Raw genomic sequence first — 13,908 nt, forward strand, 5'->3', positions numbered from 1 at the left:
GTTTGCCAGCTGCCTGTTACCGGGCCTCGTCCCGCAGGATATCTGCCGCAGCGGCCCTGTGATCGCTTAAGAGCTGCGGCAGGTCGACGCTGGTAATCTCTCCCTGATCGACCAGCACATCTCCGCCAACGACGGTGTAGCGCGCGCGGTGCGGACCGCAGAACACCAGCGCGGCCAGAGGATCGCTGCCGGCACCCGCCATGACGGCGGTTTCGGTGGAAAAGGCGGCAAAGTCACCTGCCATCCCCGGCGCAAGTGCTCCCAGGTCCTTCCGGCCGAGCGCCCGCGCGCCACCTCTGGTCGCGATGCTCAGGGCTTCGCGCGCGGACATGCCTGCAGCGCCTTCGCGCACCCGCTGCAGCAGCATGGCCTGCCGTGCCTCGCCGAGCAGATCGGCACCGTCATTGGACGCTGAACCGTCGACACCCAGACCGACGGCTATGCCGCTGTCGAGCATGCGGCGAAGCGGTGCTATGCCGGAACCCAGACGCATATTCGAGCAGGGGCAATGGGCGACCGCTGTGCCGGTCCTGGCGAAGAGCTGGATCTCGCCCTCGTCCAACTGGACGCAGTGGGCATGCCAGACGTCTTCGCCGACCCAGCCCAGTTCTTCGGCATAGGCGCCCGGTCTTTGGCCAAAGGTCTCTTCGGAGTAGACGATATCCTGGGCGTTTTCGGCCAGGTGGGTATGAAGCCTGACACCGTAGCTGCGCGCCATGACCGCGGTTTCGCGCATCAGGTCTCGGCTTACGGAAAAGGGCGAGCAGGGGGCCAGAGCGACCTGAATCCGCGCATAGTCCGCCGGGTCGTGGTAGCTCTCGACGACGCGCTGGCAGTCCCGCAGGATGTCGGCTTCCTCCTCAACCAGGAAATCCGGTGGAAGCCCGCCCTCGGACTCGCCGATGCTCATGCTGCCACGGGTGGCATGGAAGCGGATGCCGGTTTCCAGGGCGGCTTCGATGCTGTCGTCGAGCCGGGTGCCATTGGGAAAGAGATAGAGATGATCGCTGGTCGTCGTGCAGCCCGAGAGAAGCAATTCAGCGATCCCGGTTTTCGTCGCGGTTTTGAGCGCCGATGGCGTCAGGCGGCCCCAGAGCGGGTAAAGCGTCTTCAGCCAATCGAAGAGCAGGGCATCCTGCGCCGCCGGAACAACGCGTGTGAGGCTCTGATAGAGGTGGTGGTGCGTGTTGATCAAACCGGGCAGCACGACATGACCGCGCAGATCGATCACGCGCTCGGCGGTTTCGGGAAGCTCAGCCGTGGGACCGACAGCTTCGATAACGCCATCTCTGATGAAAAGCCCGCCGTCTCTTATTTCACGCTTGTCGGGGCCGAAAGTGGCCAGGAGAGCTGCGTTGCGTGCAAGAAGTGTCGCCATATCATGCTGTCTTTGTAGGACTTGCCGAACACCCGGTGTGCGCCGCAAAGTCTCTAGTGTGATGTTTCTGAAGTTCGCCGCATAATGTGCGGCGAATTTTAGAGACTGAATCACACTAGATTCAATGAGATAGTGTCCCGTTGAATCTGAAATTCAATGAAGTGAATTTCAGACTCGGGATACTAGGAAGTGTTAGGCCCGGGCTAGAAAAAAGCGCGCAAGGAAGCCGGCCCCAACCATTCGGCGCGCATGCGCCGCAGGGTTTTCGCTTGCAGGTATTCATCAACACGCCCTGCGACATGGGCGATCAGGTCCGATGTGTTGTTTTCAGCCGACCAATCCTCGGTCGAAGCAGCCGAATGCTTGTTCTCGGTTTTGCTCCGGCTTTGCACGACCCGCCATTTCGCACACCAGGTGACCGCCCGCAGCATAGTGATGCGCCGCAGCGGCAGCATCCAGGGACGTAGCGTTTCCGCGAGCTCTTCTGGAACTGTCTCCAGATAGCGCCGGTAAAAGCCTGCAACCTCATCGATGGACAGATCCGCATATACATCTGTGTCCCAGGTCGTCGAAGAGTAAATCGTCGCGTGGGCGAGGTCCGTCGCCGGAGAACCGTAGAGCGCTTTCTCGAGGTCCACGATGATGGCGCGCCCCTCTGGATCGATCAGGAAATTTCCAGGGTGAGTGTCGGTCAGAACCAGAGTTTGAGGTTGCGATTGTCCCTGGGTTTCCGCCGCGAAGGGCCGGGCCCAGGCGAGCTCGGCTTCGATCTCCTGCCGGGACTCACTGCTGAGAGCGGCTTCGTCCAGAAATTCGGCCTGCTGTTCGATTTCCTTCATGGCACCGGCCACAGGGTTCGCGTGATCCCCAAGCGGCGGTCTTTGAGTTTTGCCTGGCACCGGGAGGGCATGGACCCGCGCCATGCACTCCGCGAGGGCGCCCAGGTCCTGGGGCAGGGAGGGCGGGCGGCCGTTGATCTGTTCGACCAGGAGTGCGCCCATGGGAACGGACTCACTGGGGGCGATGACCGCCTTGAGGCTGGGGGCGTGGCCGCTCTGGCCGACCCGACGGAAACAGGCCGCCTGATAATTGAGGTTTTCCGCAGCCGCCATGGCGAACTGGCTTTGCTTGGGCACCCGCAGCAGCAGATTTCGGCCCTTCACCTCCACATGATCATGGGCGAGTCCCTTGACCTCAAGCGGTTGGAGTTCCTCCAGCGCGGTGCTGGCGAAGCCTTCGATTTCCTGAAGCGTGGCGAGGAGGGCGGACAGGTTTGCTATAACGCTCATGACTTTCCGAATTCTGACGCTGCTGGTAATCTGACTTTGGTTTTGCTTCGCGCAAACCTGCGTGGGTGGACAAGCCGCGCCCGGCAAGATAAAGCCGAAGCACCGGCAATGGCTATGTGACAAAGGCGGAATGACCGCATCTCTCTCAATTGTGATCCCGACATACAATTCGCGTGCTGTCCTGCCGCGGACTGCTTCGGCGTTGAAAAACACGGAGGGAGGGTCACTCATCCATGAAGTGATCGTGGTGGATGGCGGCTCGAAGGATGGCACGCGGGAGGTCGCCGAAACACTGGGCGCCAAAGTGATTGAGGCGCCGGCGAGCCGGGGCGGTCAACTCTCGGTAGGGGGCGCTCAGGCCACTGCGGAGTGGTTCTTGTTTCTGCATGCGGATACGCGGCTCGATGCGGCATGGCACCAGATCGTTGCAGCCTTCATCGAAGATCCCGCAAATCGCGATCATGCTGCGGTTTTTCGCTTCGCGCTGGACGATCCTGATCCGCGCGCACGCAGGGTCGAGCGCATCACCCACTGGCGCAACCGGGTTCTGGGCCTGCCTTACGGCGATCAGGGCCTGCTGATCAGCCGGGATTTCTACAAGCAGCTTGGCGGTTTCAGGCCCTTTCCGCTCATGGAAGACGTCGATTTGGTGCGGCGGATCGGGCGGCGCCGGATTTGCTGTCTGCCGGCGACGGCCACGACATCGGCAGTACGCTATCGCCGGGATGGCTGGTGGCTGCGGCCTATCCGCAATGTCGCTCTCTTGGCGCTCTTCAGCCTCGGCACGCCGCCGCGGCTGCTCACCCGGCTCTACTGACAGGCGATGGCTCGCCGAAGTCTCGGAACCCTGGTGGTTATGGGCCGCCTGCCGCAGGTCGGTGTGGGCAAGCGTCGCCTGGCCCGCGATGTCGGGGATCTCGCGGCCTGGCGATTTTACCGAAATACGCTCAAGGCACTCTTGCGACGCCTGGGTCGCGACCGCAGGTGGCAGGTTTGCTTGGCCATCACGCCGGATCAGGCCGTCTCTAAAGTCGCCGGTGTTCCGCGCGAGGTGTCTGTCGTTCCGCAAGGCCGGGGCGATCTTGGACAAAGAATGGGACGGTTTTTGCGGCGGCTTCCGCGCGGTCCGGTCGTTATCATCGGCTCGGACATTCCCGGAATCGAGCCGAGACACCTGACCCGAGCCTTTCGCGTGCTTGGCAGGAAAAGCTGGGTGTTCGGGCCGGCTGCGGATGGCGGTTACTGGCTGGTCGGCGCCGCCCGGCGACCCCGTCTGCGCATGCCGCTGCCGTTCGATCAGGTGCGCTGGTCCAGCCCGCAGACCCTTAGCGACACCCTTTCCGGGTTACGCGGGGCGTCTTACGGCCTGCTGGAGCAGCTTGACGATATCGATTCCGGCGCGGATCTCGACCGCTACCGGCGGGCTGTCAGCCGGTAGCCTTGAGGTGCTCTTTCAGCCGTGGCATTAGCTCAACCAGATTGCAGGGACGGTGCCGGGAGTCGAGCTGGAACTTCAGGATATCGCCCCAACCGTCCTTACAGGCCCCTGGCGAGCCGGGCAGTGCGAACATATAAGTTCCATCGGTCACACCGCCAAGCGCCCGGCTCTGGATCGTCGAGGTACCGATCTTTTGGTAGCTCAGCCAACGGAAGAGCTCGCCGAAACCTTCGATTTCCTTCTCCAGGACCGCCTTCATGGCCTCCGGCGTGGTGTCGCGTCCGGTCACCCCGGTTCCTCCGGTGGTGATGACCACATCGATCCCGGGGTCTGCGCTGTAACCGCGCAGCTTTGCGACGATCACGTCGTAGTCGTCGCGAATGATTTCGCGGCTGGCGACCTTGTGATTGTCGGCTTCGATCATCTCGCAGAGCACCCGGCCGGACTTATCGTCCTCCAGAGTACGGCTGTCCGAGACAGTGAGAACCGCGATGTTGACGGGGAGAAAGGGGAGTGATTCGTCGATGCGCGCCATAGCTTTTACCGGCCGCTGCGGGGATCTCCACCGCTGCTGGCCACCCTCGTACGGTTGTTGTCGAGGGATTCATACTGCGGCCAGTCGCCCGCGGCAATGGCTTCGAGTGACGGTGTCGCCTGGCCAAGCCGGGTCCGGTAAATCCAGAGGTTTGCCAGCACCCGTTCCACGAAGAGGCGGGTCTCGCGCGACGGCAGGCTTTCAATGAAGAGCAGCGGGTCGTCATTGAACTCCATTTTACGCTGCCATTTGTTGAGATTCCCTGGGCCGCCATTGTATGCCGTGGTCAGGCGGAAGAGATCGCCCTGCACGAAATTGTGCTTCAGCAGGTACCTGATGTAGCTCTGCCCGAGCTTCATGTTCAGGGTCGGCTCATAGAGCTGCCGCTTCCTTTTGCCGCGGAAGCTCTGCTTTGCGATATAGCCGGCGGTTGCCGGCATCAGCTGCAGCAAGCCTCTGGCCCCGTCCGGGCTTTTTGCGCGCGGATTAAAGGAGGATTCCTGACGCATCACCGCGTAAATCAGGGCCCGGTCCAGCTTAAAGCCGCCTTGGGGGCTCCAGGGCGGGATCGGGTAGAGTGCGGCGTCGATCGTATCATTGTCCATACCCGACGGCTGACGGCGGGCGAGTTGCGAACCCAGCTTATAGGCCAGGTTCGGCATGCCGACCAATTCGGAGAGCGTGAGAAGCTCGTCGGTCAGGTTCGGGTCGTTGGCTTTGACCAGACGCAGGAGTTCGTCCTGGGCGTCGCTCCAGCGGCCGACCTGGGCCAGGGCGAGGGCCCTCGCTCCCTCGGGGATGCTCTGCAGCTTCTCCAGCTCAGTGCTGTCGATTTCGGTCAGGTGCGAGGTGAATTCCAGGTTCAGCCCCAGTGCGCCTCTCGCCAGCAATCCGTAAAAAGTCCGCGGGTAGCGCGCCGCGATGTTCAGCCAGTGGCTCATTTCGGCGGGCTTGCGCAGCTTCAGACTGACCCGCGCGGCCCAATAGGCGCCGGAGGCTTTATTCCAACCCGATGCGCGTTCCGCGGTCGCCAGACGCGCGAAGTGCTCACCGGCCTTTTCCAGATCACCCAGCCGCCAGGCCGCCAGACCGGCGATCCAGTCGGCAATGGGGACGTACTTCCGGGAGCGTGCGGCGGCGGAACTTGCCAGATTATAGGCTCTCTGGTCGTTGCCGTAATAGAACCAGGCGGCAGCTATTTTGCTATAGCCGTCATCGATCTCAGCCCGATGGAGCAGGCGCTTCGCCTTTTTGCCGGACAGAAGTTTCTCCGTCACGCTGAGACGGGTGCGCAGGGCGTTTCTGTGGATTTGCCGCTTCAGGCTGTTTGCTGCCCGGCGATTTGCTTTGCTGAGCTTCTTGCTGGGCAGCTTGTAGAATCGTTTTTTCGGCTTCGCGGTCGTGACACTTGCCTCTGCGATGCGCGGGCCGGCCTTGCGAATTTCCGGGCGCGTCGGCATCCGGTAGTTCTTAGGGCGGCGCTTCAGCGCAAGCTTATAAAGCCGAGGAGCCTGCGGATGATCCGCATAGGCTTTCAACCAGGCGCTCAGCTCTTTGTACTTCGAGCGATAGGCGGTGGGGTGCAGATAGCGCTGGGCGAGAAGGTGGCCCATGAGACGTTGGTCACCGAGTCGGGCGATCTTTTTGTCCGCTTTCCGCCATTTTCCCGCCTTCTGCAAAGCGAAAATGTCGCGGTAGAGCTGGGCGTCAGTCTCAGAAAGCACTTTCGGCGCGGTTTGCGCCTTGGCCGGGATCGGCGCTTGTTTCGCAGCCGCGGCCGTCTGAACGACGGGTTGCTTCGCCGCATGCCCCTCCAACCGTTCGGCCGCGAGGGCCTGGGGTGCAGAGGATAGCGATGAGTCTGGAGAAATCAGCGGTGCGCCAAAGACCAACAGCGCGGCGATTGGAACGCTCTTGCCCTTGGCCAAAAATGAGCCAGCGGCGACGCCGGCGCGGCGAAGCGTCGAAACGCAAGGATTCACAGACAGATTCAAGAGACCCCCGGAGATACCGCTCAAGGTTAATCAATGCAGCGCGAGACTGCAATAAACGGCTTAAACTATATGGCTAAAGAAGGTGTTAAGGTTACTGTCTCCAGGTTGACCGGGCCGAGCTACGGCCCCGAATCGGAGACGACAGGATCTTCACCCGACTCCAGGGCCTGCGCGAGCGACAGCAGGTCCCGCCATGCCAGGCGCTTTTGAGCCGGTTGGCGCAGCAAATAGGCCGGATGCAGGGTTGCGAGCGCCGGAATCGGCCGCTCCAGGCCGGCGGGGCGATAATGACCCCACTGTCCGCGCAATTTGAGGATACCCTCCCGGCGGTCCAGCAGAGTCTTGGCCGAAATGCCCCCCACCAGCACGATATGGCTGGGATTGACCAGTTCCACATGGCGTTCGACGAAGGGCAGGCAGGAGGCAATTTCGCCCGCAGTCGGGGTCCGGTTGCCCGGTGGCCGCCAGAACAGCAGGTTGGTGATGTAGACCGAGGTCCGGTCCAGGCCGATGTAAGACAGCATCCGGTCCAGCAATTGACCGCTGGCGCCGACGAAGGGAAGCCCCTGGCGATCCTCCTGCGCGCCCGGCGCTTCCCCGATGAACATGATACGGGCTTCAGGATTGCCGTCTGCAAAACAGAGGTTCATCGCTGTCTTTTTGAGGGGGCAGCCCTCGAACGACGCAACAGCGGCCCTCAGTTCATCTACGGTCGTGGCTTCGCGGGCCTGTTTCCGCGCAGTCACCAGGGTATCTTCGGCCGAAGAGAGATTGCCGGCGCTGGGTTGCCAGAGGGGAGGCTGGGGAGCCTCCTGGAAGCGGCCCGGGTGACTGTCGCTCTGGCCTCCGGATGAAGTCACCTGCGGCGAAACGGCCTGTTTCTCCGTTCTCCGGATCGCCTGGACCGCGGTCCGGTCAGGTGCCTCGTCTCCGATAGCCTCGTCAGCACCCGCGTCGACAAGCCACTGGAGCGCGGCCAGGGCGTCCTGGTTTATCGGAGAATCTGGATCTGGAATTCTGACCATGGCGTGAAACTAACAAAACATGGCGCGTTCCGAAACGCGGAGTCTTGGAGAATATCGAATTTCTTTACTATGGGACGTCTTGCCGGCTGGAATTTGCGGGACCAGCATTAGGATAAAGATAAAAATGCTTGTGCTCGGGGACTTCGAACTGAAAAGTCTCGGGCGAAACGCAGGTCTTGCGCCCTTGGAGACTGGTGGACGGAACTCCGAGCCTGGCGATGTTCTAAGTTGACGTATACGTCAATAAAGTGACGTAATGTGTGATGTGTGCAGCCGCCATGGTGATGGCGAGGTGGTAACAGGCAGGTTGGCGAAGGTGGTGCGCCCTCGGACCTGCGCTACGGAGGATCGGGTTAATGGAACGTGAGTTCATGGAGTATGACGTTGTCATCGTAGGCGCCGGCCCCGCCGGATTGTCGGCGGCGATCAAGCTCCGTCAGTTGTCGGCTGAATCCGGCCGGGAGATTTCGGTTTGCGTGCTGGAGAAAGGCTCCGAAGTCGGCGCGCATATTCTCTCGGGGGCCGTACTGGAACCGCGCGCGCTGGACGAACTGCTTCCGGACTGGAAGGAACTGGGCGCGCCGTTGAATGTCCCGGTCGTCGAAGAGAAGTTCATGATCCTGTCCGAGAAGGGCAAGACCTCGATTCCCGTCAGTCTCCTGCCGCCGCAGCTTCATAACAATGGGAACTACATCGTCTCGCTCGGCAATGTCTGCCGTTGGCTGGGGGAACAGGCCGAAGCGCTTGGGGTGGAGATCTACCCCGGGTTCGCGGCCGCAGAGGTGGTTTGCCACGAGAACGGACGGGTGAAGGGTGTCGCGACCGGCGACATGGGTGTCGGACGCGACGGTGAGCAGAAAGCCGGTTACCAGCAGGGCATGGAGCTGCACGGCAAATACACCCTCTTCGGCGAAGGTTGCCGCGGATCCCTGACCAAAACCCTTTTCGAACGCTTCGATCTGCAGGCTGATTCCGACCCGCAAACCTACGGGATCGGCCTCAAGGAACTCTGGCAACTGGACCCCGAGAAGCATAAGCAAGGCAGCATCGTTCACACGGCGGGATGGCCGATGAACAACAGCACCTGGGGCGGCTCCTTCATCTACCACCTGGAAGACAATCAGGCTTATGTGGGTTATGTCGTCGGTCTCGACTACGATAACCCCCATCTTTCGCCCTTCGAGGAATTCCAGCGCTTCAAGACCCACCCGGCGATCCGCAGCATGCTGGAGGGCGGGAAACGCATTTCCTACGGTGCACGGGCGCTGAACGAGGGGGGGCTTCAGTCCCTGCCGCGTCTTGTGTTCCCCGGTGGCGCTTTGATCGGCTGCTCCGCCGGTTTCCTGAACGTGCCGAAGATCAAAGGCAGCCACAACGCCATGAAGAGCGGCATGCTGGCCGCGGAAGCGGCTTTCGAAGCCTTGACGGCAGTGGGCGGGGAGGAGGCTTCGGCCCCGGTTCTCGACAGCTACGTAACCAAGTTCGAGGGATCCTGGGTCTACGAGGAACTCTACAAAGCCCGCAATTTCCGGCCGGCCTTCAACAAATGGGGCCTTTATGGCTCCATGATCTACGGGGGCCTGGATTTGAAGGTTCTGGGCGGCAAGGCGCCCTGGACCTTCCACTACAAGCATGCCGATCACGAATGCCTGCGTCCGGCGTCCGAGATGCCCAAGATCGAGTATCCCAAGCCCGACGGTGTCGTGTCTTTCGACCGCCTGTCTTCGGTGTTCATTTCCAACACGAACCACGAGGAAGATCAGCCGGTTCACTTGACGCTGAAGGACGCATCGGTGCCGGTCGCGCACAACCTTGCCCTCTACGATGCGCCGGAACAGCGCTTCTGCCCGGCCGGGGTCTACGAGATCGTGCGCGAGGATGACGGTTCCAACCCGCGCCTGCAGATCAACGCCCAGAACTGCGTGCACTGTAAAACCTGCGATATCAAGGACCCGACCCAGAATATCAACTGGGTCACTCCGGAGGGCGGCGGGGGCCCGAACTATCCCAATATGTAGCCGCCTGCGGTGATCTGAATATACTCAAAATCAGAAAGAGCGTTGATGCGGGTCATCTGCGCTCTTTTTGTCTCTGCCGGTCCCGCCCGTGATTTCCTGTTCCAACGTGATTTCCTGTTCCAAGCCGACGTCGAATCTGAGATCGCAGACTTGCAAAACAAGCCGTCAAGACGATTTCCGGCATTAACCTTAAGACCCGTGGTTAAATTAACACTCTTCGTTAAAACAATAGGGGCTCGGACTCGAAATTTTTCGACCTTCTCCTATATTTTTCAGGGAACAGATCACAATTTCGAGATTAACCGTCTTTGCCTCAATATTGTCTGATATTCCTGATCTCTTAACCTTGTTTCCGGAAAAAAGACCGGTTTTTTCAGGCCAACGCCGGTATTCGCGAAAAGTCCAGCCGGAGCGGGCGGAATTGTGGTTAAAGGCCTGAATTCGGGGTTTTTGGACGGTATGGTTACCGCGCAGCCCTTGGATTCTGGGCCGTTGTGGCGGATGGCGAGTCTCAGGTACACTCCTCGTCTGTTATCTTAGGAGAGCGATTTGACGCGATACCTATTTGATTTACGCCCTGGCGCGCAGGCATCCTCAGACCGTCACGTCTGCGGAGAGACGGAGCCCGGTGCCCATTCCAAATCCAATGCGAGGTTTGCCGTGAACAGAGGTGCAAAAACCAAGCGATCTGCCAAGTCGCGGGTCAGCCGTATGTTGCAGGTTGCTGCCATGGGCTTTGTCGCGGCGGCCTGTGCCGGTGGCGAGGCATCACAGTCTCAAGCCGAGCCTCAGGGCAACACGGCCTCAAATCGCATCATCCTGGCGGCAAACTCCGGATCTGGTCAGGACGCGCTGACTCAGTCGCCATTCGTGTCGCCCTACGGCGCTTATCTGGCCGGCATCGTTGCGGGTTATGAGCGCGATGTGTCGGCAGCGACCGACTTTATGCTTTATGCACTGCGCTTCGATCCGAAAAATCCCCAGCTTCTGCGCCGGAGCTTTGCGCTGACGGCGGCAGACGGCCGGCACAAGAAAGCGACCGAACTTGCTCAGAGCCTGGTTGAGCTGGAGCCGACCCACGGTATCGCCAACCTGGTGCTGGCAGTGGATGCCGCCGAGCAAGAGGATTGGGCGCGTGCGGATCAGATTATCGCGGATCTGCCTGCGCGCGGCCTGAACACCCTGACCGGTCCCATGATCCAGGCCTGGACCCATGTGGCGCGCGGCGACCGGGAGGCGGCGCTTGCGCAGCTCGGGGCGCTCAGGGAGAACAAGGGTTTCAGTGTCCTCTACAGGCTCCATGTCGCTCTTATCAATGATGTCATGGGCGCCCAGGACGAGGCAGAAGCCGCATACCAGGACATTCTGGCAACTGTCGGCGACCCGACCCTGCGCCTGGTCTGGCTGGTGGGTAATTTCTACGAGCGTGCGGGCAAGCAGGAACAAGCGCGGGCCCTGTACCAGAATTTTATCGACAGGCGCCCCAATTCGACCTTGATGGAACCGATCCTGGCGCAGCTCGACAGCGGTGCCGCCGCCAAGCCCGAGGTAACCGGCGCTGCCGACGGTATCGCCGAGGTTCTCTTCAACATCGCCGGGCTTCTCTCACAGGAACGGGCGGAAGATGCCGCCCTGGTGCATGTGCATCAGGCCCTTCGCTTGAAGCCGGACTTCCTGGTCGCAAATGTGCTGCTGGGTGAGGTGCTCCAGTCACAGGAGCGCGGTGCCGAAGCCATCGCGGTCTATCGCGATGTTCCGAAGGATTCGCCCTTCTCCTGGACCACGCGGCTGCGTATCGCCGAGGAACTGGAGCGTCTGGGACGGGTTGACGATGCGGTCAACGAACTTGAGTCCCTGGCGTCCTACCAGCCGGAGCGTTTCGAACCTCTGTTCCGTCTGGGCAATCTCCTGCGCGGTGAAGAAAACTTTGTCGAGGCTGTGAAGGCTTATGACCGCGCCGCCAACCGGCTTGGCGATCTGGAGGCACAGCATTGGACGCTTCTGTACTTCCGCGGGATCGCGCTTGAACGTTCGAAGAACTGGCCCCGGGCCGAAGCGGACTTCCTCAAGGCTCTGGAGCTGGAGCCGGAACAGCCTTTCGTCATGAATTACCTGGCCTATTCCTGGGTCGAGCAAAAACAGAATTTTGCCGAAGCCAAGAAAATGCTGGTACGCGCCGTTGAGTTGCGGCCGCAGGACGGCTACATCGTCGACAGCTTGGGCTGGGTCCTCTACCGCATGGGCCAGTACGAGGAAGCCGTGAAATACCTCGAGCAAGCCGTGGAGCTGCGGCCGCAGGATTCGGTCATCAACGACCACCTCGGCGATGCCTACTGGCGCGTTGGACGGCAGAAGGAAGCCAGGTTCCAATGGCGCCGGGCTCTCAGTCTGAAGCCTGAAGAGGACCAGATTCCGGAATTGCAGAGCAAGGTCACCCGCGGCCTGAATGCCTCCAACGACATCTGACCTTTTGCGCGGATGACCGGGGACGCGTCTCTCGCATGGTCCCCGGTATGAGGTGCCCCAGAGCAGATCCGGTTTAGATGGAATCGCCTTCGGCGATCCGTCGTACCGGTGAATCTGCTCTAACTATATGATGCGCTCTAGTGCCGAGTTGGTAAATTATGATCACCTGCCTTGCCGCGGCAAAGGTCAACCTGGACCTTAGGGTCACCGGGCGCCGGCCCGACGGCTATCATGAGCTCGACAGCCTGGTTGTCTTCCCTGCCATCGGCGATCTCCTGACGTTTGAGCCGGCTTCGGATCTGACACTGGAGATCGATGGGCCTCGAGCGGATGTTTTGGAGGAGCTATCGCCGGAGGATAATCTGGTGATGCGGGCCGCCGAAGCTCTTCGGGCCGCTGCCGGTGTTGCGCAGGGCGCCCGGATCGGGCTGACGAAAAATCTCCCGGTTGCGGCAGGTCTCGGCGGCGGGTCCGCTGATGCGGCGGCAGCTCTTACAGGCCTTTCCCGGCTCTGGGGTCTTACGCTCGATCACAGCGAACTCTTGCGGATCGGATTGACGCTTGGCGCCGATGTCCCTGTTTGCCTGAAGGGATCCGCCTGTTATCTGACGGGTATTGGCGAAGCGATTGAAGTCCTTGAAAAACTTCCGCCTTTCTGGATTGTGCTCGTCAATCCGGGCATCGCTCTCCCGACCCCCAGGGTCTTTGCGGCGCTGGATGACCGCTTCTCAGCAGCCAGGGACCCGTCTAAAAGCTACAAAAGCGGCGGCAGCAGGGAAGCCCTGATTGCCGCGCTTTCGGCGAGTGACAACGATCTGGAGGCACCTGCGATGTCTTTGGTGCCGCAGATCGCGGCCTGTATAGAAGAGCTGGGACGGGCGCCCGGCTGCCTTCTTGCGCGCATGTCGGGCAGTGGCGCAAGCTGCTTCGGCCTCTTCAAGACGGCTGAAGCCGCCGCGGCAGCTGCAGCGGCCGTTCAGACGGCAGAACCTGCCTGGTGGGTGGCGGATGGCAAGGTGACGTAAGCTCCGCGGCTACTCGTTGGACAGAAGCTCAACCACTTCCCGCAGTTCTATCAGAAGGTCTGGGGACGCCTTTCCATCAACCGGCAGGCCTGCGATCTCCTGGTACAGCCGGATCGCCGTCGTGGTCTGATTGTCGATAACGCCGTCTGCTGGACCCGGATCGATTTGCAGACGTACCAGCAATTCCTCGATTTCCTTCAAGGTCGCATCGTTCAAGACGATGGGGACATCCGGTGCGGCAATAGGGGGCTCAGGTGCTTCCGGCGGCAGGTTTGCCGTTTGCACCTGTGTTGAATCCGATTGCGGAGCCTCAGCTTTTGCCGCGTCCTCTACTTGAACGTTCGGCGTTTCGCCGGCATTCGAATCAGCTCCGCTTTCTGCTGTCGTTTCCGGCGTGGTCGTTTGCGGTCCAGCCGTGCCTGGCGTTACGGTTTCCGGCGCTGGCGCCTGCCCGCCGGCGTTCCCGGCTCTGCTTGCTTCATTTGAAACGGCGGTATCTGAGTCCACTGCATCTTTGGCATCAGGCGTCTCGGCCGATGGCGCCGTGGCCGTTGCGGCGTCGGCACCGCTACCCTCCGGGCTTTCCGTGTTGTCGGTCTCGGACGACGCGACAACTGGAGCTTCGTCCCCTTTAAAGGCATCCAGTCCGCCATACTGTGTGAAGAAGTAATAGCCGGCCGCAACCGCGACAACCAGCAAGGCGATCAGCACAGCTGAACCGCCGCCATCCGACTTGCGCT

11 protein-coding genes are annotated in these 13,908 nt (G+C 61.0%); 5 read left to right on the top strand and 6 right to left on the bottom strand.

Annotated features, from left to right (window positions below; genetic code table 11):
- Positions 1-16: 16 nt before the first annotated feature.
- Together FKG95_RS02630 and FKG95_RS02635 are read right to left on the bottom strand one after the other, a co-directional pair.
- Positions 17-1,378, bottom strand: coding sequence for an 8-oxoguanine deaminase (locus FKG95_RS02630; RefSeq protein ID WP_142894742.1), 1,362 nt, complete (start codon positions 1,376-1,378; stop codon positions 17-19).
- Positions 1,379-1,581: 203 nt separating this feature from the next.
- On the bottom strand, positions 1,582-2,667 hold the full coding sequence (locus tag FKG95_RS02635) for an aminoglycoside phosphotransferase family protein (protein ID WP_179953893.1): 1,086 nt from the start codon (positions 2,665-2,667) through the stop codon (positions 1,582-1,584).
- Between the two features lie 130 nt (positions 2,668-2,797).
- Here FKG95_RS02635 and FKG95_RS02640 point away from each other — a divergent pair, with 130 nt between their 5' ends.
- Complete coding sequence (locus FKG95_RS02640; protein ID WP_142894744.1) at positions 2,798-3,484, top strand: TIGR04283 family arsenosugar biosynthesis glycosyltransferase; 687 nt, start codon at positions 2,798-2,800, stop codon at positions 3,482-3,484.
- 6 nt (positions 3,485-3,490) lie between these two features.
- The gene (locus tag FKG95_RS02645; RefSeq protein ID WP_142894745.1) at positions 3,491-4,105 is read left to right on the top strand and encodes a TIGR04282 family arsenosugar biosynthesis glycosyltransferase; all 615 of its coding nucleotides are present in this window, start codon (positions 3,491-3,493) and stop codon (positions 4,103-4,105) included.
- Here the strand turns inward: FKG95_RS02645 and moaB are convergent.
- The 3 genes from moaB to FKG95_RS02660 form a co-directional block, all read right to left on the bottom strand.
- Positions 4,095-4,640 (bottom strand): molybdenum cofactor biosynthesis protein B, encoded by a 546-nt coding sequence (gene moaB / locus FKG95_RS02650; RefSeq protein WP_142894746.1) that lies wholly within the window; start codon positions 4,638-4,640, stop codon positions 4,095-4,097. The two genes, FKG95_RS02645 and moaB, sit on opposite strands and share 11 nt — an antisense overlap.
- A gap of 5 nt (positions 4,641-4,645) precedes the next feature.
- A complete protein-coding gene (locus FKG95_RS02655; protein WP_142894747.1) occupies positions 4,646-6,622 on the bottom strand; it encodes a lytic transglycosylase domain-containing protein in 1,977 nt (658 codons plus the stop codon).
- Between the two features lie 131 nt (positions 6,623-6,753).
- Positions 6,754-7,659, bottom strand: a complete 906-nt coding sequence (locus tag FKG95_RS02660) for a uracil-DNA glycosylase (RefSeq protein WP_142894748.1) — start codon at positions 7,657-7,659, stop codon at positions 6,754-6,756.
- 356 nt (positions 7,660-8,015) lie between these two features.
- On the opposite strand from FKG95_RS02660, the gene FKG95_RS02665 reads away from it, so the two are divergent.
- From FKG95_RS02665 to FKG95_RS02675, 3 genes are all read left to right on the top strand, one after another.
- Entirely contained in the window at positions 8,016-9,677 is a 1,662-nt protein-coding gene (locus tag FKG95_RS02665; protein WP_142894749.1) for an electron transfer flavoprotein-ubiquinone oxidoreductase, read from the top strand.
- Positions 9,678-10,388: 711 nt separating this feature from the next.
- Complete coding sequence (locus tag FKG95_RS02670; protein ID WP_179953894.1) at positions 10,389-12,143, top strand: tetratricopeptide repeat protein; 1,755 nt, start codon at positions 10,389-10,391, stop codon at positions 12,141-12,143.
- 158 nt (positions 12,144-12,301) lie between these two features.
- Positions 12,302-13,168, top strand: a complete 867-nt coding sequence (locus FKG95_RS02675) for a 4-(cytidine 5'-diphospho)-2-C-methyl-D-erythritol kinase (RefSeq protein WP_142894751.1) — start codon at positions 12,302-12,304, stop codon at positions 13,166-13,168.
- Between the two features lie 9 nt (positions 13,169-13,177).
- Here FKG95_RS02675 and FKG95_RS29500 read toward each other — a convergent pair whose 3' ends face one another.
- A complete protein-coding gene (locus tag FKG95_RS29500) occupies positions 13,178-13,879 on the bottom strand; it encodes a peptidoglycan-binding domain-containing protein (protein WP_179953895.1) in 702 nt (233 codons plus the stop codon).
- Positions 13,880-13,908: the final 29 nt, after the last annotated feature.

Source organism: Denitrobaculum tricleocarpae (genome assembly GCF_007004665.1).
Classification (GTDB): Bacteria; Pseudomonadota; Alphaproteobacteria; order Kiloniellales; family Kiloniellaceae; genus Denitrobaculum; species Denitrobaculum tricleocarpae.

Bases quoted from the DNA above. Each gene is read 5' to 3' on its own strand.
- FKG95_RS02630 (WP_142894742.1), bottom strand. From the start codon at position 1,378: ATGGCGACACTTCTTGCACGCAACGCAGCTCTCCTGGCCACTTTCGGC.
- FKG95_RS02635 (WP_179953893.1), bottom strand. From the start codon at position 2,667: ATGAGCGTTATAGCAAACCTGTCCGCCCTCCTCGCCACGCTTCAGGAA.
- FKG95_RS02640 (WP_142894744.1), top strand. From the start codon at position 2,798: ATGACCGCATCTCTCTCAATTGTGATCCCGACATACAATTCGCGTGCT.
- FKG95_RS02645 (WP_142894745.1), top strand. From the start codon at position 3,491: ATGGCTCGCCGAAGTCTCGGAACCCTGGTGGTTATGGGCCGCCTGCCG.
- moaB (WP_142894746.1), bottom strand. From the start codon at position 4,640: ATGGCGCGCATCGACGAATCACTCCCCTTTCTCCCCGTCAACATCGCG.
- FKG95_RS02660 (WP_142894748.1), bottom strand. From the start codon at position 7,659: ATGGTCAGAATTCCAGATCCAGATTCTCCGATAAACCAGGACGCCCTG.
- FKG95_RS02665 (WP_142894749.1), top strand. From the start codon at position 8,016: ATGGAACGTGAGTTCATGGAGTATGACGTTGTCATCGTAGGCGCCGGC.
- FKG95_RS02670 (WP_179953894.1), top strand. From the start codon at position 10,389: ATGTTGCAGGTTGCTGCCATGGGCTTTGTCGCGGCGGCCTGTGCCGGT.
- FKG95_RS02675 (WP_142894751.1), top strand. From the start codon at position 12,302: ATGATCACCTGCCTTGCCGCGGCAAAGGTCAACCTGGACCTTAGGGTC.